Origin of the sequence: Bacillus sp. FJAT-47783, from assembly GCF_022808615.1 — a bacterium.
GTDB lineage: Bacteria > Bacillota > Bacilli > Bacillales > Aeribacillaceae > Bacillus_BZ.
In genome coordinates, this window is record NZ_JAKZKS010000002.1 from 106,672 (window position 1) to 126,877 (window position 20,206).

A 20,206-nucleotide genomic window follows, 5' to 3' on the forward strand; every position below is an offset into this window, starting at 1 on the left:
TACAGTTAATCGATTAAAGGAAACGATAAAATAACAGTCGTTCCTTTTCCTTCTTCGCTTTCAATCTCCATCGTCCCATCATGAAGAGCGACAATTTCTTTGACGATCGAAAGGCCTAAGCCTGTCCCGCCTGTTTTACGTGATCTAGATTTGTCGGTTCGGTAAAAACGCTCCCCGATTCGATCAATATCTTTTTTCGGAATTCCTATTCCATCATCGGTAATCTTTACAATAGCTCGATTGCGATCTTGATAAGATGTAATTCGGATTTCTCCATTGTTATTAGAGTACTTCACTGCATTGTCTATCACATTGTAAAGGACTTGCTGCAGGCGGCTGCTATCTCCCATTATGATGATTTCATCATCCAAATTCGTATGAATCGTTATATTTCGTTTCGTAAGCGACGGTGTAAATAGTTCTAAAGAATCAAGAATCAATTGGGAAAAGGCTATTGGTTCCTTTTCGTTCGTCATCTTTTTATCTTCCAACTCGTTTAATTGTAATAAATCATGGATTAGCTTTTGCATTCGTTTCGATTCTTTTTCAATAAGCAGAAGGTGATTTCGCTTCTCTTCTTCCGATGAATACGCTTTATCTAACAAAAGCTGTGTGTAACCACCAATGTAGGTGAGGGGCGTTCTTAATTCGTGAGCGACATTTGAGAGAAATTCTTTCTTACGCTCGTCTTGTTCTTCGAGAGACTCCGCCATTTTATTGAAGGCATCGGCGAGCTCCCCAATCTCATCTGAAGTATCGATATGAACTCTTTTTGAAAAGTTTCCACGGCCAACTTCTTTAGAAAAAGTACGAAACGTACGTAACGGTTTGAAAATCGATTGGACAAAATAATTGATGATGAAAAATAAAATCAAGAAAAAGAAAGAGCCAGAAAAAATTAAGATTGGGATTCCATAATTGAAAACCTCTGGTATTTCAGCTAGTGGAACATATATATAGATGAACCCTATTAGCTTTTGCTCGTGGGTTAATGGGAAAATAGCACCGGTAATATTACGGCGAAATTCTTTCACATATCCTTCTTTCGTAACATATTGTCCATTTAAAAGCTTTTGTTCATCCTCTTTACTTATAAGGTGTTCATAATCAATTTGATAAGGAAAATGATCACCTAATTTTTCTAATTTATCTACAACAATTACTTCATATGGTGAAACAACATTATACCAAGCAATCTTGTCTTTAATTTCACCGCTTAGCGATCCGTAATGAAAGTGGGCGGCTGTTCGTTCTCCTTCATATATGAGCTGTTCTTTAACACTGCGAATATATAAATCTTTGTATAGAAAGTGAATGAACAGAAACGAAAATACAATGGAAATGACAAAACTAACTAGAAAAAGAAATAGTACTTTATGACTGATGGAAAGTTTTTTTATGTTCAATGTTCCACCTCAAATTTATAGCCGAGACCCCAAACAGTTTCAACTAAATGTCCATGATCCTTTAATTTCAACCGAATGGTCTTAATATGTGTATCAACGGTTCGCTCACTTCCTTCATAGGAAGGTCCCCAAATTTGATCAAGCAATTGACTACGTGTAAACACCTTCCCTTTGTTTTTCGCTAAAAATAATAATAAATCGAATTCTTTTTGGGTTAAAGCAAGCTTTCGTCCTTGGACAGTAGCTACTCGTCCTTGGAGGTCCATTTGTAGAGGTCCGAACGTTTCTACATTCGATTCCATTAAATCCTTTCGAGTTCTCCGAAAAATTGCTTCCATTCGGGCTAATAGCTCGGCTGGATTAAAAGGCTTTACGATGTAGTCATCTCCACCTAGTTTTAATCCTTTTACTTTATCCTCGCCATCTCCTTTCGCTGTTAAGAAAATAGCAGGAGTATTCATTTGTTGATAGTTCCTTATTTCCTCAAGTAATGTGAAGCCATCGATGTATGGCATCATGATATCAATAATCAACATATCCGGTTTTTCGTGATTTAATAATTCGAGCGCTTCCATCCCATCTTTCGCTTCGATACATGTATAACCTGCCCTTTTTAGATACGTATGAATAAGGTTGCGCATATTATCTTCATCATCAACAATCATAATTTTTATTGGTTTCAATGTAATTGACTCCTTTTACGAAAACTTCTTCTCATCTAATTATATAAAGAAATAATGAAATTTGTTTGAACTAACGAAGTTTTAATCCTTCTTTGCTCCAATTTTAATTATGTTTGCAATTAGCGGTGCTATTAATAATTATATACTTGCAAAAATTAAAAAGGTTTCATACAATATAATTCGTAACAATTACGATTTGTAGTTCGAGGTTGGAAAAGTGATATTTTTTTAAAAGGTAAATCGTAATCATTTTGATTTTGGGAGAGAGGTGTGTTTGAGTGGTGGATACAAGAATTCCTGTTACCGTACTTAGTGGCTACTTAGGAGCTGGTAAAACGACATTATTAAACCATATTTTATTAAACCGTGAAAATAAAAAGATTGCCGTGATTGTCAATGATATGAGTGAAGTGAATATAGACGCTTCATTGATTAAACAAGGAGCATTTTCTCGGACAGAGGAAAAAATGGTTGAATTACAAAATGGTTGTATTTGCTGCACATTACGCGAAGATTTAATCATTGAAGTGGAGCGGTTAGTGAAAGCAGGTGATATCGATTACATCGTTATTGAATCGACAGGTATATCTGAACCGATTCCAGTTGCACAAACCTTTACATATATCGATGAGCAGCTTAACATTCAATTACCTTCTATGTGTCGCTTAGATACGATGGTAACGGTCGTCGATGCGAATCGTTTTTGGCATGATTTTTCTTCAGGTGAAACGTTACTTGACCGGAAGCAGGCAACTGATGAACAAGATACGAGAGAAGTCGTTGATTTGTTAATTGATCAAATAGAGTTTGCAAACGTCATTTTACTAAATAAGATTGACCTTGTAGACAAAGAGAGTGTTTTGGAATTAAAAGCTGTCATCCAAAAATTAAATCCAGACGCAAGAATTATTGAATCATCATATGGACAAGTGAAACTAGATGAAATAATCAATACACGTTTATTCGATTTTGAAACAGCTAGCCAAAGTGCAGGATGGATGAAGGAATTAAATGAAGAACATACACCCGAAACAGAAGAGTATGGGATATCTTCATTTGTGTATCGAAGCAAACGTCCTTTTCATCCAGAGCGTTGGTTGACATGGTTAGAAAATTGGCCTGTTGATGTTGTACGTGCAAAAGGATTTTTCTGGTTGGCAACGAGAAATGACATGGCAGGTCTTTTATCTCAAGCAGGTCCATCGATAAGTATAGAAGCTGCAGGTGAATGGGTAGCGGTATACCCAGAAGAAGAAAAAAACGAGATTTTGGAAGAAGAACCAGTATTAATTGAAAAATGGGATGAAACGTATGGAGATCGAATGACTGAAATCGTCATGATTGGAATTGACATGGATAAAGGTGCAGTTGAACATTCATTAGATAAATGTTTATTAACAGATGAGGAGATGGGAAGTGATTGGTCGTTATTCAAAGACCCGTTACCACCATTTACGGTTCAAGTTTAATATCATAAGGAGGAATGGAAGATGCGAGTAAAGGTTACGCTAGCTTGTACGGAAACAGGAGACAAAAACTATATAACAACGAAAAATAAACGAACAAATCCAGAGCGATTAGAGCTAAAAAAATATAGTCCGCGTCTAAGACGATATACTTTGCACCGTGAGACGAAATAAATTCACGAAGGATGGCCAGTTTCGGTCATCCTTTTTATGTATGATGTTTGAAGCGATAATTGTATAGAATCCAACAAGAGCACATATATTGGAAGTATCCAATTAATCTAGTGGAGGTGGAGAATATTAATATTGCACTTTCATGGATCCTCTTCTTAAGTATTGGAATACTAGTCGTTTCTTACATGTTGATATGTAAAGTTGAAAAGTTTCCACGGCTAACCGGAATGATGGTGGCGATGGCTTTTGCAATGAGTTCAGGATTACTTGCTGGCGTAGTGACAAGTATATTTGAAGCATTTGATTTAATGACATCAACGGTTATCGGAATGATTACCGGAGTATTTGTAGGGGCTATTTTTGGACGGGTTTATCACTGGGGAGCTGTTTTGGATGGGTTTTTAGCGGGTGTGATGGGCGGTATGATGGGGGCGATGACAGGGGAAATGCTGCACCCCATTTATCATGATTCCATCGTGAAAATGATGTTGGTCGTCCATGTCGTTGTGTTTTTAATGATCATGGCTATGTTTAAAGACGAACTGCATGTTGTGTTTCCACCATTTGTCCGGTTTGTTTTTTTTCATCCTGTAGGGCTTCTCCTGTTGTTTCTTCTTTTTTTCGTCACTACGGAATGGACAGGACCTATTATCGAGCCGCATGACGTACAAGATTCTCATCATTCTACATTAAAGTAAGTTCATAATGTTTATTCCCTTTTGATACGGCTAAAAATAAGATGAGACAAACGGATAAGGGGGGAATAATATGTCATTTCGAATCGAGCGCGATACGATGGGAGAAGTAAAAGTACCAATAGATAAGTATTGGGGAGCGCAAACGGAGCGAAGTCGTCAAAACTTTCGAATTGGAATTGAAAAAATGCCCATTGAAGTTATTCGCGCATTTGCCGTGATTAAAAGAAGTGCAGCAAAAGTGAATGGAGAATTAGGAAAGCTAAACGAAGAAAAAGCCAAGGTGATAATGGATGTTTGTGATGCAATCATAAACGGTGAATACGATGAACATTTTCCTTTAGTCGTATGGCAAACAGGTAGCGGTACTCAAACGAATATGAATGTCAATGAAGTGATTGCACATCAAGCAAATGAACAGCTAAAGAAAAAGAACTCGAAAGAAACGATTCATCCGAATGATGATGTCAACATGGGACAAAGTTCGAACGACACGTTTCCAACCGCTATGCATATTGCGGGAGTTTTAGTTGTCATGGATCAATTAATTCCAGAAATCGATCGATTGTTGAATACGTTAACGGAGAAACAAGAGGCCTTTTCACATGTGATCAAAATTGGGAGAACCCACTTGCAAGATGCAACGCCTTTAACGGTTGGCCAAGAAATAAGCGGTTGGGTACATATGTTAACAAAATCAAAAAGCATGATTGAGCAAAGTACTGAGCAAATGCTTCCACTAGCAATCGGTGGAACGGCTGTTGGGACAGGAATAAATACACATCCACAATTCGGTGAGAAAGTAGCGGAGGAAATTAGCTGCCTGACAAATAAGCGATTTACATCTTCCAAAAATAAATTTCATGCCTTAACAAGCCATGATGAAATTGTACATGTTCATGGAGCGTTAAAAGCATTTGCAGCAGACGTAATGAAAATTGCGAATGACGTTAGATGGCTTTCAAGTGGCCCCCGCTGTGGAATCGGTGAAATGACGATTCCCGCTAACGAACCGGGGAGCTCCATTATGCCAGGAAAAGTAAACCCGACACAAAGTGAAGCGCTGACGATGATTGCCACACAAGTGATGGGAAATGACGCAACGATTGGAATCGCAGCAAGTCAAGGGAATTTTCAGTTGAACGTATTTAAGCCCGTGATCATCTATAATTTTATTCAATCCGTCCGGTTATTGGCTGATGGTATTCGTTCTTTTCATGACAACTGTATAGTCGGTATTTCGTTAAACGAAGAAGTGATAAAGCGACATTTAACAAATTCCTTAATGCTTGTGACAGCACTCAATCCACATATCGGCTATGAAAAAGCAGCGAAAATTGCTAAGGAAGCTTTTTCTAAAGGTATCACACTAAAAGAAGCAGCTGTAAAGTTACAAATATTATCAGAAGAGGAATTTGATAATATTGTAAACCCGGAAGAAATGACAGAGCCAAAATAAAATAGGTGTCAAAAAGATAGGCTAAATAAAAAAGAAGGTGACATGGATGAAAATAGAAAACAAGAAGGACTTACCGACCATCGCTCTAGGAATAGATGACAATGAAGAATTGCGACAAATGCTTCCAAAGAAGAAATTGCTCGTGGCGACTATACTGAAGTGACAACATTATCCTTTGACGAGGTGGATCCATCGTAAGCGATATAAGAAAAGAGGAATCTACTGAAATAAAGCACAACCTGAAAAAAAGAAAAGATTTTAGAGCCTTACGTGTTCAATGAAGCACGTAAGGCTCTTTTTCTTCATATAATAATGGTTTATTCATACTATTTGAAAGAATGGATAAAGATAAAAAATAATCATAGTTGACAGGTAGGAATAATTATATTATAGTAATCTACAATATTAATGGAGTAAAGAAAAGGGAGGGATTCCAAATGGATACAATATTGGTCTTAGTGAATATTGCTATTATGTTACTTATTGTTTTAGGATTATTTTATATGCAAAAAAAGCACGTTTCCTTCTCTAAACGTGTGTTTACAGCATTAGGAATCGGAATTATATTTGGTATTGTTTTACAGTTTGTTTATGGTTCAGCTTCAGAAACTGTTTCACAATCTGTTGAGTGGTTTAATATTATTGGCTCCGGGTATATAAAATTTCTGCAAATGATTGTCATGCCACTTGTCTTTATTTCGATTTTGTCTGCGTTTACGAAGCTTTCGATTACAAACGATTTAGGGAAAATTAGTTCAATGATCATTGGCATTTTAGTTGGTACAACAGCCATTGCAGCAGCGGTTGGCATTGCTACAACAGTCGGCTTCCAATTAGAAGCCGTTCAGATCGAACAAGGGGAAGCAGAATTATCTAGAGGGCAGCAGTTAGAAGAACGACTTGATGGCATAGAGAATATGTCATTGCCACAAAAAATTGTCGAGCTACTACCTGGTAATCCATTTCTAGATTTTACGGGAGCTCGTCCAACTTCAACGATTGCCGTTGTTATTTTTGCCGTCATTTTAGGGATTGCTTATTTGGGGGTTAAACGGAAACAACCAGAGCAAGCCGATATGTTTGCTAAAATTGTCGAGGCGTTTCATGCCATCATCATGCGTGTTGTCACATTGATTTTACGCCTTACACCATATGGAGTATTAGCCATTATGACGAAAACTGTTGCATTAACTGATTTAAACGCTATTGCTAAATTAGGGAAATTCGTCATTGCTTCTTATGTGGCTCTTACGATTATGTTTCTCATTCATTTACTCCTACTTACGATGGCAGGGTTAAACCCGATCACCTATGTGAAGAAAGTTTTACCGGTGTTAACATTTGCTTTTACATCTCGCTCAAGTGCAGGTGCTTTACCGCTTAATGTAAAAACGCAAACCGCTGAACTTGGTGTATCAGAAGGAATTGCAAATTTTTCTGGTTCATTCGGATTGTCGATTGGCCAAAATGGCTGCGCGGGTATTTATCCAGCAATGCTAGCGGTGATGATAGCCCCAACAGTTGGAATCGATCCATTAACACCATCGTTTATTGCAACGGTTATCGCTGTTGTTGCTGTTAGCTCATTTGGAGTAGCCGGTGTTGGTGGTGGCGCTACCTTTGCTGCTATTCTCGTCTTATCTGCTTTAAACTTACCTGTTGGTTTAGCAGGGTTACTCATTTCTGTTGAGCCGCTCATTGATATGGGGCGCACAGCTGTTAATGTAAGTGGTGCGATGACCGCAGGGGTATTAACAAGTAAGGCGACAGGACAAATGGATCAACAAGTTTACAATGAAACTCAACATGTGGAGGCTTAATTTAATTTCTAAAAAATGACGTTAAATACGATAAAGTGAAACTTCATTCAGTGGGGGTTTTTTTCATCCCCCACTGAATGTTAGTCCCTACGGGATGACCTAAAGGCCCTTGTGACCCACAGGATGTGGGTTACACAGACGTTGCCACAGGACGTGGCGCTCTTAGTCTGTGTTCATTTTTTCGGACCTTGTCCCTCACCTATCTTCTTTGCTTTCCTACAGAATCTTGAGGTGGGGCCCGTTAAGAGTGGGATAAATTGTAGAAGAGGAGCTTAAAGTTGGCTCCTCTTTCATTTTTATGTCCGGTAATTTACATTCTCTAAAATGTTATGGCTATCTAAAACTAATAAAAAATATATCCATTCCGATCAGAAAAATACCGTTGAACGCGAATACATTTATTGATATTAAATAATGAAGTATTTTTCCGATAAAAAATATAGGACAAATCTATATACTAGCTCAGAAGTTTGAAAAAGAACCGTTTTTTTAAACTATATACAACACGAAAAGGTGAAAGTAAATGAAACATTTTTTCTATAAATGTATTTGTGTTTTATTCATTATTCAATTATTTTTCCCGTTAGGACAGGCCAAGGCAAACAATGAGGAATTGAACATCCAAAGCGAGGCTGCCATTGTTATTGATGCCAAAAGCGGTGATATTCTTTATGAGAAACAGGCTGAAGAAAATATGTATCCCGCCAGTATTACGAAAATAGCAACGGCCATCTTTGCGATTGAAAATGGCAACTTGGACGATCTCGTGACAGTAAGTGAGCGTGCACGTCAGGCGGATGGTACACGAGTCTATTTAGAAGAAGGGGAGGTTGTACCATTAAAAAAACTCGTTCAAGGAATGGTCATTAATTCTGGAAATGATGCAGCGATAGCGATTGCAGAACATTTAAGTGGAAGTGTTGAACAGTTTTCTGCAGAAATAAACGACTATTTACAAGAAAACATCGGCATTCGACATACTCACTTTGTAAATCCAAGTGGACTATTCCACAAAGAGCATCAAACTACAGCATATGACATGGCGAAGATTACCCAATATGCAATGGAGAATGAAACGTTTCGTGAAATATTTGCAACGAAGGAACTCCCGTGGGACGGAGAAACGTGGGATACGACCATTGTGAATCATCATAAATTATTAATTGATTCTTCTTTTCCTGAGGTGACGGGTGGTAAAACAGGATATGTTGACGAATCAGGAAACACATTAGTTACAACGGCAGAAAATGATTCCATAAGCGTCATTATCGTGACATTAAAAGCATCAAATAGCCAAATAGCATACAACGATACGATTCAATTAATGAATTATAGTTTGGCCAATTTCGAAACAGCCAATATTCAGCGTGGTACGTCTTATGTAGATGATGTAAAACAGCAGTATACATTATCTGATAACGTATATTTTACGAAAAGAAATGGTGAACAATTAATTGAAACAGTGAAGGCGAACGGTGAATTATGGATTGTCGGAGAAGGAGATCGCCTTATCAAAAAATTGACATTAAACCCAGTAAAACAAGACAAAGTGATGGAGAAGGAAACGCAAAAACTTAATATGAACGGACTATCTGATCATTATTCAAATATACTTATCGTTTCCTTACTTGCTGCGTTCATGGTAACAGGCTTTTTCTTTTTAGAAGTGAGAAAATTATAATGTGCTTCTTTGAAATAAAAAATATTTGAAAATTAGTATATTATAGATAAAATAATAGTAAAGACTATATTTTTTCGCTGAATCCCTTTTAGGGGAGCGGGGGAACCAAAGAGAATGCATTTTGAAGCATTTGGGGTGAATCGTTTGTAGGATACTCTTCAATCCGAACCCGACAGCTAACCTCGTAAGCATTGGAGAGAAGTTTGAGTGTGAAAAACCACGAGTTCTCTCGTGGTTTTTTTTATGGAAATAAGCATATTTGTAATTTCTTACACACCCAATTAATGAATCTAGTAAATATACATCTAGGGAGGTCATATATGAAACTGTCAGCAAAAATTATTATTGGGCTCGTAGCTGGTTTACTTGTAGGGCTTGTGCTAAATGCTACATCTCCGAAATTATTTAACGTCTTTGATACATTTATTTTCACTCCAATCGGTCAAATCTTCTTAAATTTAATTAAAATGCTTGTTGTTCCAATCGTCTTTTTTTCAATTACATTAGGTGTAGCTGGTTTAGGAGATCCAAAGAAGCTTGGGAGAATTGGTGTTAAAACGATCGTTTTTTTCCTCATTACGACAGGGATTGCGATTACGATTGGCATTTCATTAGCTTCTGTTATTCAACCAGGGAATATTGGAACGTTCGATACAACAACAGCAGAGTATGAAGCGAAAGAGGCGCCGTCTATTAGCGAAACGTTATTAAACATTATTCCGACAAACCCAATTCAAGCAATGGCGGAAGGAAATATGTTACAAATTATTACGTTCTCTATTTTTGTAGGGTTTGGAATTTCCATGCTTGGGAAAAAAACATCAAGCTTACTAAGAATTGTGGAACAAGGGAATGAATTAATGATGTACCTTGTAACCATTGTGATGAAGCTTGCTCCTTATGGTGCGTTTGGACTTATTGCAACAGCTGTTGGCAGTCAAGGATGGGATGCTGTAAAAGCGATGGGGCTTTACATGTTGGTCGTTGTACTGGCCTTATTCATTCATGCTTCCGTAACTTACGGTTCAGCGGTTTATTTTATTGGGAAAATGAGCCCAGTTTTCTTCTTTAAAAACTTTTTCCCGGCTATGAGTGTGGCCTTCAGTACATCAACGAGTAGTGGAACGTTACCGGTATCGATGGAAATAGCCCAGAAACGGTTAAAAGTTCCTGAGCCGATTAGCAGCTTTGTACAACCGCTTGGAGCAACGATTAATATGGATGGAACAGCTATTATGCAAGGGGTTGCAACCATTTTTATCGCACAAGTATTCAATGAGCAGTTAACTTTCGAACAATTGCTAATGGTTGTCATTACGGCAGTTCTTGCAAGTATTGGGACAGCTGGAGTACCTGGCGTTGGCCTTATCATGCTCGCGATGGTATTAAACACTGTTGGATTGCCTGTTGAAGGAATTGCGCTCATTCTTGGAGTGGATCGTCTACTTGATATGACACGAACAGCGATTAATATTGCTGGGGATGCCGCTTGTGCCGTTTGTATCACACAATCAGAGAAAAAATATGGATCACCCACTGATTCTGCGATATCAGAAGCTGTATAAGAGAAAGCAGTTCTTCGGAGCTGCTTTTTCTTTATAGAGAAAAAATGTTCATCATCTTGTCATAAAAACGAAGTAGTAGGTTGTTGTTTAAGATTCATTTTCAAGTTATCTTAGTAAAGACATTGATCTGTTTAATAAAGCTCTGAAATGGATAAAGTGGAGATAATAAAAAATGAAAGGTGATTAACGTGAAGAAATATCTCTTTATATTTTTATTAGCAACAGCATTAACAGCATGCAATCAAGATAATCCCCCAGCTGAACAATCAGAAGCAATCCATATGCTAGAAGTAGACCTTCAAGTTCCAGCAAATGGTGAAGTAGATAAAGAAATTAAACTGCAAGCAGAAGTGACTTTTGGAGATGAAAAAGTAGAAGATGCCAATGAAGTTATGTTTGAAATTTGGAAGGACGGGAAAAAAGATTCAAGTGAAATGATTGAAGCGAAGCATTCTTCAAATGGCATTTATGAAATTACTTATCGCTTCAAAGAGGATGGTGTCTATTTCATCCAGTCCCATGTTACAGCAAAAGATCAGCACAATATGCCTAAAAAACAAATTGTCATTGGGGATCCGGAAAAAGAGGAAGTTACTGAACAGCATGAACATGATGATCACGCTGTAGAAGAAAGTCATTCCAACCATCATGAAATAGTCGATATGGAATTTGCGCCAACTGATTCTGTTAAAATGAATGAGGAAACAACGTTGACGACAACGGTTACAAAAGATGATCAACCGATTACTGAAGCGGATGTCCGCTTTGAAATTTGGTATTCTGACTCTCATCAACACGATTGGGTCGATGTGAAAGAACAAAGTGAAGGTACGTATGAAGGGAAATATACGTTCAAAGAAAAAGGAACGTATCACGTAAAAATTCATGTTTCTAACGACGAAGGATTACACGAGCATACGGAGAAAACAGTAAACGTCCAGTAGAATCAATTTGAAAAGAGGTTAGAGCCATTTTCGGTTCTATCCTCTTTTTCTGTATAAAGTATTGAATTCATGAAATAGTAAAATAAGAGAAAGTGTTTGTTGATATACATAACGGGGGTATGGTAATATGTGTTCGAGGGGGAGGTTAGATGGAAAAAAATCATAACAACGACCTTGTTCAACAAGAATTATCACATAGAAAAAGTCACCATTCAAATACATTTAAGAAAGACCTTGTTGTTAGGCTAAATCGAATTGAAGGACAAATTCGTGGAGTAAAAGGCCTTATTGAAAAGGATACGTATTGCGATGATGTGCTTACGCAAATTTCCGCTATTCAGTCTGCCCTAAATTCTGTTAGCAGATTGTTATTAGAAGGACATATGAAAAGCTGTGTCATGGAACGGATTCAAGAAGGAGATACAGAAGTCATTGACGAAGTATTAACAACCATTAAAAGAATGATGAAAAAATAATCGAGGAGGATTTTACGATGAGAATAGAAACGTTAACAGTAAAAGGAATGTCTTGTAATCATTGTGTAAACGCAGTGGAAACAAGTGTTGGATCACTTATAGGTGTTCAGTCTGTCAAGGTACAACTTGCAGATGAAAAAGTGAAAGTTGAATTTGATGAAACAAAAGTATCAGCTGATAAGATTAAAGACACCATTGAAGATCAAGGGTATGATGTTGTCTAAAAAGAGAGGAAGCGTGTAAAGAAGCACGCTCTCTTTTAGGCACTTTATATACCCTGGTATGGTATGAGAGGAGGGTTCGTTCGTGAATGAGAAGGAAACAAACTTCCATATAACGGGAATGACGTGTGCCGCTTGTTCGAATAGAATCGAAAGAAGTTTGAATAAAACCGCAGGGGTAAAGGAAGCGACCGTAAATTTAGCATTGGAGAAGGCGAAAGTTACGTTTGATTCGGAAGAAATAAACCGTGCTGAATTAAAAGATAAAATACAAAATCTAGGATATGATGTCGCAACTGAACAAGTAGAGCTAAACATAACAGGAATGACGTGTGCCGCCTGCTCGAATCGGATTGAAAAAGTTTTGAATAAATTAGAAGGTGTTGAAAAAGCTGTTGTTAACCTTGCGCTGGAAAAGGCGCAAGTACAATATGAAAAAGGGGTTTTAACACCGAAAGATATCATTGAGAGAATTAAAAAACTCGGATATGGAGCTTCATTAAAAGAAAACGAAGATAGTAAAAATGCTCGAGAAAAAGAAATTAATCGGCAACGAACGAAGTTTTTCTTTTCCCTAATGCTTTCTTTCCCGCTCGTTTGGGCAATGGTTGGACATTTTTCGTTTACACAAGCGATTTACGTACCACCGTTATTTATGAATCCGTGGTTTCAGTTTTTATTGGCAACACCTGTACAATTTTTCATTGGCTGGCAGTTTTATATGGGGGCCTATAAAAATTTAAAAAACAAAAGTGCGAATATGGATGTGCTCGTTGCACTTGGCACGTCTGCTGCCTACTTTTATAGTTTGTATTTAACGATTCAATCAATCGGTCAAGATATAATGATGCCAGAACTATATTTTGAAACGAGCTCCGTTTTAATAACGCTTATTTTGTTAGGGAAATTGTTTGAAGCAAGGGCAAAAGGACGCTCATCCGATGCGATTAAAAAATTATTGAGCTTACAAGCAAAAACGGCCACGGTTATTCGGAATGGTACTGAACAAGAAATTCCAATTGAAGACGTTATACAAGGTGATCGGATTCTCATTCGGCCGGGTGAAAAAATTCCTGTAGACGGTGAAATTGTAAAGGGACAATCAGCCATTGATGAATCGATGTTGACTGGCGAAAGTGTCCCTGTAGATAAAGAGATAGGTGATCAGGTATTTGGGGCGACCATTAATAAACATGGTACATTGACGATTAAAGCAACGAATGTTGGAAAAAATAGTGCACTCCAACAAATTATTAAAGTGGTGGAAGAAGCACAAGGGTCTAAGGCGCCAATCCAACGATTAGCTGATAAAGTTTCAAGCATTTTTGTTCCGATTGTTGTGGCGATCGCTCTTGTCACATTTATTATTTGGTATTTAGTTGTCGATCCAGGAAACTTTTCGCAAGCTCTAGAGCATATGATTGCCGTATTAGTCATTGCCTGCCCATGTGCGTTAGGATTAGCGACACCTACATCGATTATGGCAGGTTCAGGTCGTGCAGCCGAAGCAGGGGTTTTATTTAAAGGTGGAGAATATTTGGAATCCACTCACCGCATTGACACGGTACTCCTTGATAAAACGGGAACAATTACTAAAGGGGAACCACAATTAACTAATACCATTATTTTTAATGGGAAAGAAAAAGAGCTCTTACCATTGATTGCATCAGCTGAAAATCGTTCTGAACATCCGCTTGCAGAAGCGATTGTCAAAGGAATTGAACAACATGACAACCTTGTTGAACCTACTGAATTTGCAGCAATTCCGGGACATGGAATTAAAGCAATCGTTAATGATCAGAAGATTGTACTCGGTACAAGGAAGTTATTGAAAGATGAGCAAATTAAGATCAGTAATGAAGTGCTTACAAAAATGGAAGCATTAGAAAAAGAAGGGAAAACGGTAATGCTAGCCGCTGTAGAGAATGAGTGTGTTGGCATGCTAGCCGTTCGTGATAATGTGAAAGATACATCTAAACAAGCGATCGAGCGATTAAAAGCATTAAACATAGATGTTTATATGATTACGGGAGACAATGAACGGACCGCTAACGCCATTGCAAAAGACGTCGGAATTGATCATGTCATTAGTGAAGTGCTCCCAGAGCATAAAGCTTTAGAAGTGAAAAAGTTACAACAACAAGGAAAAACCGTTGCAATGGTCGGGGATGGGATTAACGATGCACCTGCATTAGCGACCGCCCATATTGGCATGGCGATTGGAACTGGAACAGACATTGCCATTGAAGCGTCCGATGTGACGTTAATGAGAGGCGATTTAACGAGCATTGTTGACGCCATTTATATGAGCAGGATGACAATGCGAAATATTAAGCAAAATTTATTTTGGGCTTTTGCCTATAATACGCTCGGTATTCCAATTGCAGCTCTCGGCCTATTAGCCCCATGGGTAGCAGGAGCGGCCATGGCATTTAGCTCTGTTTCGGTCGTATTAAATGCATTAAGATTACAAAAAATGAAAGTACATTCTTAATGATTGTAGGATCATCTCGTGATTAGAGGTGATCTTTTTTATGTATAAAAGCTTCTTTTTAATCGGGTTGCGTAATATTTTTATGAACTTGTGTAATATTTTCAAGACTTGCGGATATTTTCAAAACTTGCGAGAATTTGAACCAAATTTGCGGATTTGTTCTTTTTCTTCACTTCGTTTCCTTTTCCGTAAACATAAAACCTGCCTACAATGAGCTTGTAGGCAGGTTTATCTATAAGGGAGGGGGAATCCGTTCAAAAAGCTGAGTTCCTAAACTCCTTATTCACCTAATTTTTCTACTAAATCGTCAAGCATTAAGTTTGCCGCTAACACACCGCCAGCTGTGTTCCAAATGGCATCGTCTACTTTGTGAACATTTCCGTTTTTCACAGCTTCTAGGTTTTTCCAAAGAGGATCTTTTGTCCATTCTTCTTCTGTTTTCACAGCTTCTTTATCTCCTGGTGGGGCATACGTGAAGTAGAAAAGAATGTCTCCATCCATTTCTGGAATTTGTTCTTTCCCAACTTCGACGGCAAGCTTGCCTAATTTGTTATCTTCTTTGAATAGTTCACCTTGTTTTTCAGAACGTTTAAAGCCTAATTCATTAAAAATAACACCAGAGAATGAATCCGTATAATAAATACGTGTTTTTCCAGCCATAAAGCGAACGACAGATACTTCTTGGTCTAATTTATCTCCAAGCGCTGCCTTCACTTCTTCAATATGGGCATTATAATTCGCAAGAACTTCTTCACCTTTTTCTTCAAGGTTTAACGCTTGTGCATATAATTTAAAGTTGTCTTGCCATTCACCACGTAACGTTTCAGAAAATACAGTTGGCGCAATTTTGCTTAACTGTTCGTAGATTGCTTCTTGACGAAGTTTATTTCCGATAATTAAATCAGGCTGTAGCTCAGCAATTTTTTCAACGTTTACTTCATGTTCAACGCCAACCACTTCAACGCCTTCCATGTCAGAAGCGATATGGTCATACCAAGGGTCACCTAACCATGATTGAACGGCACCAACAGGTTTAACACCAAGGGCTAATAAAGCTTCCGTTCCTTCATTTGTTAAGACGACAACACGTTCCGGTTTTTTCTCAATAGGCGTTTCGCCCATTGCATGTTTAACCGTATAGGATTCACTTTCTTTCGTAGATTCGGAACTTTCCGCTTTTTCAGTTGAGCTGTTACAGGCAGCTAAAACGAGTAAGAGTACAGCAGAAAATAATGTTAATAATGTTTTCCGGTATGTATGATGTTTCATGATTGCACCTCCGATAATGATAATTGTTTTCATTTACATTCTCTATACTAGGAGGTTTTTAAAAAGATGTCAACACATAATTGATAATGATTTTCAAAGTCGTTATAATGAAAATGACTATCAATAATAGAATAATAGAAAAAACATTACATTGTTTATAACAATCTATTGGAATCCAATCGTAGGGAGAGACATAGTGTGGCGATATCGAATCGGACAAAAGCGATCATCCTTCTTTTTTCTTTTTTCTTTTTAATCTTTAGTATGTGTGCCAGTATTGTATATGGCTATACAGACACGAGTTGGAAGATGGCTTGGGATGCATTTACAAATTTTAATGGATCGAATGAACATATCATTATCCAAAATGTGCGGTTACCGAGAAGTTTAATTGCAGCGATCGTAGGGGGAGCATTAGCCATTGCTGGAGCGATAATGCAGGCGATTACAAAGAATCCACTTGCATCACCGACCATTTTTGGAATTAACTCAGGAGCAGGTTTTTTTATTGTCATTGCCTTTTCACTTTTTTCTGTAAATAACTTACAATCTTTTACATGGATCGCTTTTTTAGGAGCGGCAGTAGCAGCATTTACGGTTTATTTTATCAGCTCATTAGGTAGAGAAGGTTTAACACCTTTAAAATTAACATTAGCTGGTGCGGCAGTAGCAGCATTATTTTCATCTTTAACACAAGGATTTTTAGTGTTAAATGAAGCGGCACTTGATCAAGTGTATTTCTGGCTTTCAGGTTCCGTGCAAGGCCGCAAATTAGACGGACTGTTAGCCGTTCTTCCTTACATGAGCGTTGCATATATATTATGTATTTTTATAGCGCCTAAAATTAATATGCTTATGCTCGGAGAAGAAGTAGCAAAAGGGTTAGGGGTTAAGACCGGGACCGTAAAGCTATTAGCAGCAATTGTGATCATTATTCTCTCAGGTGGAGCTGTAGCAGTAGCTGGGCCGATTGTTTTTATTGGTATTGTTGTTCCCCATGTTGCGCGATTTGTGACAGGGAACGACTACCGATGGATTTTACCGTACTGTGCGGTGTTTGGTGGTATTTTATTAGTGATTGCAGATATTGGGGCACGTTACGTTGTGATGCCTGAGGAAATTCCAGTTGGTGTGATGACGGCGATTATCGGAACACCATTTTTTATCTATATTGCACGAAAGGGGTTCCAATCGTCATGAAAAAATATACAGCATTTCGATTTGGAAAAGGTGCGGTTTCATTTTTACTTGATAAGAGTGCAGTAAAAGTATGTAGCATTCTCACCTTTTTATCCATTATGATTATTCTCCTTAGTTCAAGTGTTGGAGAAATTTTTTATTCACCTAATGACTTAATCCAAGCGCTTATAGGGAATGGAAGCTCATTACATGAATTAGTCATCTTTTCATTTCGGTTTCCACGAATATTCATTGCCTTATTTGTTGGGGTATGTTTGGCTGTTGCAGGAGCCATCATGCAAAATTTATTTCGAAATCCTTTAGCTTCTCCTGACATCATCGGGGTAACGGGTGGAGCTTCAGTTGCAGTCGTTTTGTTTTTAACGATTTTTTCAGATACAAATCATTCCTTAACTGTTAGCATCGGTTGGATGCCTGTTGCAGCATTTATAGGTGCTTGTTTGACGGGAGTTGCAGTTTATTTATTTGCATGGAAGGATGGCGTTTCAACCTTTCGCCTTGTATTAATTGGTATTGGCTTGTCATTACTAACGAAATCGTTAACGACATTATTTATGATAAAAGGACCAATTTACCAAGCGTCTCAAGCGAATATTTGGATTACCGGTTCCGTTTATGCAGCAAATTGGAGTCAAGTTTACATATTATTCCCACTAACTGTTATTCTCCTTATTATATCCGTTGTTATGACAAGAAATGTAAATATTCAAGAATTTGGAGATGAAATAGCGACTGGCGTTGGAAGTCATGTTGAGCGAAACCGATTTTTGTTATTAATGTTAAGTACAGCGCTTGTAGCAAGTGCGGTGTCATTTGCTGGAGGGATTAGTTTTGTTGGTTTAATTGCACCCCATATAGCAAGAAGGTTAGTGGGATCTAGCTTTGGAGTGGTTCTTCCTGTCTCTGCGCTTATTGGGGCGATTATCGTCATGTTGTCAGACTTGTTAGGGAAAACATTATTTTTGCCACTTGAAGTACCAGCAGGTGTATTTACGGCATTAATTGGGGCACCGTATTTTATTTATTTATTATATAAACATCGAAATTCCTAGGAGGTGGAGCGTAATGAGTGTGATTCAAACGGAAGGTTTAACCTTATCATATGGAAAACAAATCATTATTAATGAATTAAATTTAACCATTCCAAAAGGTGAAATTACAATTTTTATCGGGAGTAATGGATGTGGAAAGTCAACATTATTAAAGTCTATAGCCAGGCTGTTAAAGCCGACTAGCGGCGCCGTATTATTAGAAGGAGAGGCCATTTCAAACTTGCCGACAAAAGAAGTGGCGAAACGATTAGCCATTCTCCCGCAGTCACCAGAAGCACCTGAAGGTTTAACGGTACTCCAATTAGTAAAGCAAGGGAGATATCCGTATCAAAATTGGTTAAAGCAATGGTCAAAGGAAGATGAAGAAGCGGTTCATTATGCACTTGAACGGACAAAGATGACAGATTTAAAGGATCGCATGGTCGACTCCCTTTCTGGAGGACAAAGGCAGCGAGCTTGGATTGCGATGACACTTGCACAAAATACGGATATCATTTTGTTAGATGAGCCGACAACGTACTTAGATTTAACACACCAAATTGAGGTGCTTGATTTATTATATGAATTAAATGAAAGTGAAAATCGAACGATTATTATGGTATTACACGATTTAAACCTTGCTTGTCGATATGCGCATCATATCGTTGCATTAAAAAACCAACAAGTATACGAACAAGGGAAACCTGAGGACATTATTAGCTGTGAGCTTGTAAAAGAGGTATTTGATATGAAGTGTGAAGTATCAAAAGATCCGTTGTTCGGAACACCGTTATGTATTCCTTATGGAAAAGGAAGGTGCATCATTCAAGGAAAACAAGCAGGGGCTTTATATGGCTAGCTTAACAAAAGAGCAAATCGACCAATTGAAAGAGTACCGTTTAACGATTGAGGCGGTCGATTCTGAACTATCAATTGACTGCAAAGATTTACTTAATCGGGAATCATTAACGATTTATTTGGATCGTTTACGACAAGAGTTTCAAACGTCTAAACGAGCTGTATGTGGATCGATGCTTTTGAAACGTTATGGATTTTTAGCGGTACTCGCGTTATATAGTATGTCCATATGGAATAAGATGATCAATGTACAATTAGAAAATGTCTCAATTCAAAGCGGCTATAAAAACGATGTTTGGCTCCCTAACTTTATGTTTAAATCATTACAAGTAATCGATATGGAACATGAGCGACATAAAAAACGGGATGAATTGTTAACGGTGTTGTTTCGTCATCATTTTGATCCAGTCATAAAATCCGTTTCACAGTATGCAAAAATTTCACCAATCGTTTTATGGGAAAATGTTTCCATTTATATTTTTTGGATGTATGAATCGTTACGAAATAAAGGTCTTCCAGTTGAAATGAGTGTACGTGTGCAAGAAGATTTTGACTATGTGATAAATGGCGCCAAAGGGGAATTGTTTGGTTCATTTGAACAGAATCCTCTTACTCCATTTTATTGTCCAAAAGTGTATGAATCTACTGTCAAGAAAGAAATAAGAATTCGGAAAACGTGTTGTTTGTATTATTTAACAAATGGTGGAACAATAAGATGTCAATCGTGTCCTTGTCAATCGAAACATGTAAGTGAAAAGGAGTGA

19 protein-coding genes and 1 riboswitch are annotated in these 20,206 nt (G+C 37.7%); of the genes, 16 read left to right on the forward strand and 3 right to left on the reverse strand.

Annotation, left to right across the window (positions count from 1 at the left end):
- Window positions 1-5: 5 nt before the first annotated feature.
- Window positions 6-1,406, reverse strand: coding sequence for a sensor histidine kinase (locus tag MLD65_RS02910; RefSeq protein ID WP_243290370.1), 1,401 nt, complete (start codon window positions 1,404-1,406; stop codon window positions 6-8).
- Complete coding sequence (locus MLD65_RS02915) at window positions 1,403-2,071, reverse strand: response regulator transcription factor (protein ID WP_243290519.1); 669 nt, start codon at window positions 2,069-2,071, stop codon at window positions 1,403-1,405. The genes MLD65_RS02910 and MLD65_RS02915 overlap by 4 nt, the downstream gene beginning before the upstream one ends.
- Before the next feature lie 299 nt (window positions 2,072-2,370).
- Here MLD65_RS02915 and MLD65_RS02920 point away from each other — a divergent pair, with 299 nt between their 5' ends.
- The 12 genes from MLD65_RS02920 to MLD65_RS02970 all read left to right on the forward strand — a co-directional run bounded on the left by MLD65_RS02920 (window position 2,371) and on the right by MLD65_RS02970 (window position 15,084).
- Window positions 2,371-3,558 carry a GTP-binding protein gene (locus MLD65_RS02920; RefSeq protein WP_243290371.1) on the forward strand — a complete coding sequence of 396 codons (1,188 nt, stop codon included), beginning with the start codon at window positions 2,371-2,373 and terminating at the stop codon, window positions 3,556-3,558.
- 21 nt (window positions 3,559-3,579) lie between these two features.
- Entirely contained in the window at window positions 3,580-3,729 is a 150-nt protein-coding gene (rpmG, locus tag MLD65_RS02925; protein WP_243290372.1) for a 50S ribosomal protein L33, read from the forward strand.
- A gap of 239 nt (window positions 3,730-3,968) precedes the next feature.
- Window positions 3,969-4,427 (forward strand): hypothetical protein, encoded by a 459-nt coding sequence (locus MLD65_RS02930; protein ID WP_243290373.1) that lies wholly within the window; start codon window positions 3,969-3,971, stop codon window positions 4,425-4,427.
- A gap of 70 nt (window positions 4,428-4,497) precedes the next feature.
- On the forward strand, window positions 4,498-5,883 hold the full coding sequence (fumC, locus tag MLD65_RS02935) for a class II fumarate hydratase (RefSeq protein ID WP_243290374.1): 1,386 nt from the start codon (window positions 4,498-4,500) through the stop codon (window positions 5,881-5,883).
- A 46-nt stretch (window positions 5,884-5,929) separates the two neighbouring features.
- Window positions 5,930-6,046: an immunoglobulin domain-containing family protein gene (locus MLD65_RS18330; protein WP_481748488.1), complete on the forward strand. Its 117-nt coding sequence runs from the start codon at window positions 5,930-5,932 to the stop codon at window positions 6,044-6,046.
- A 274-nt stretch (window positions 6,047-6,320) separates the two neighbouring features.
- Window positions 6,321-7,703 (forward strand): L-cystine transporter, encoded by a 1,383-nt coding sequence (locus tag MLD65_RS02940; RefSeq protein WP_243290375.1) that lies wholly within the window; start codon window positions 6,321-6,323, stop codon window positions 7,701-7,703.
- Window positions 7,704-8,226: 523 nt separating this feature from the next.
- Entirely contained in the window at window positions 8,227-9,384 is a 1,158-nt protein-coding gene (locus MLD65_RS02945; protein ID WP_243290376.1) for a D-alanyl-D-alanine carboxypeptidase family protein, read from the forward strand.
- 65 nt (window positions 9,385-9,449) lie between these two features.
- Window positions 9,450-9,590: riboswitch (cyclic di-AMP (ydaO/yuaA leader) on the forward strand.
- A 114-nt stretch (window positions 9,591-9,704) separates the two neighbouring features.
- Window positions 9,705-10,949 (forward strand): dicarboxylate/amino acid:cation symporter, encoded by a 1,245-nt coding sequence (locus MLD65_RS02950; protein ID WP_243290377.1) that lies wholly within the window; start codon window positions 9,705-9,707, stop codon window positions 10,947-10,949.
- A gap of 188 nt (window positions 10,950-11,137) precedes the next feature.
- Window positions 11,138-11,893: a FixH family protein gene (locus MLD65_RS02955; protein ID WP_243290378.1), complete on the forward strand. Its 756-nt coding sequence runs from the start codon at window positions 11,138-11,140 to the stop codon at window positions 11,891-11,893.
- A gap of 149 nt (window positions 11,894-12,042) precedes the next feature.
- Window positions 12,043-12,369, forward strand: coding sequence for a metal-sensitive transcriptional regulator (locus tag MLD65_RS02960; RefSeq protein WP_243290379.1), 327 nt, complete (start codon window positions 12,043-12,045; stop codon window positions 12,367-12,369).
- 17 nt (window positions 12,370-12,386) lie between these two features.
- The gene (copZ, locus tag MLD65_RS02965) at window positions 12,387-12,593 is read left to right on the forward strand and encodes a copper chaperone CopZ (RefSeq protein WP_243290380.1); all 207 of its coding nucleotides are present in this window, start codon (window positions 12,387-12,389) and stop codon (window positions 12,591-12,593) included.
- 82 nt (window positions 12,594-12,675) lie between these two features.
- Complete coding sequence (locus MLD65_RS02970; protein WP_347709259.1) at window positions 12,676-15,084, forward strand: heavy metal translocating P-type ATPase; 2,409 nt, start codon at window positions 12,676-12,678, stop codon at window positions 15,082-15,084.
- A 279-nt stretch (window positions 15,085-15,363) separates the two neighbouring features.
- Here the strand turns inward: MLD65_RS02970 and MLD65_RS02975 are convergent, their stop codons facing one another.
- Window positions 15,364-16,353 (reverse strand): ABC transporter substrate-binding protein, encoded by a 990-nt coding sequence (locus MLD65_RS02975; RefSeq protein ID WP_243290381.1) that lies wholly within the window; start codon window positions 16,351-16,353, stop codon window positions 15,364-15,366.
- A 225-nt stretch (window positions 16,354-16,578) separates the two neighbouring features.
- Here MLD65_RS02975 and MLD65_RS02980 point away from each other — a divergent pair, with 225 nt between their 5' ends.
- The 4 genes from MLD65_RS02980 to MLD65_RS02995 are packed head-to-tail and all read left to right on the forward strand — an operon-like array spanning window position 16,579 to window position 20,206.
- Window positions 16,579-17,553, forward strand: coding sequence for a FecCD family ABC transporter permease (locus MLD65_RS02980; RefSeq protein WP_243290521.1), 975 nt, complete (start codon window positions 16,579-16,581; stop codon window positions 17,551-17,553).
- Window positions 17,550-18,605, forward strand: a complete 1,056-nt coding sequence (locus tag MLD65_RS02985) for a FecCD family ABC transporter permease (protein WP_243290382.1) — start codon at window positions 17,550-17,552, stop codon at window positions 18,603-18,605. Before MLD65_RS02980 ends, MLD65_RS02985 begins: the two co-directional genes overlap by 4 nt.
- Window positions 18,606-18,618: 13 nt before the next feature.
- Entirely contained in the window at window positions 18,619-19,443 is an 825-nt protein-coding gene (locus tag MLD65_RS02990) for an ABC transporter ATP-binding protein (protein WP_243290383.1), read from the forward strand.
- Window positions 19,436-20,206 (forward strand): IucA/IucC family C-terminal-domain containing protein, encoded by a 771-nt coding sequence (locus MLD65_RS02995; RefSeq protein WP_243290384.1) that lies wholly within the window; start codon window positions 19,436-19,438, stop codon window positions 20,204-20,206. Before MLD65_RS02990 ends, MLD65_RS02995 begins: the two co-directional genes overlap by 8 nt.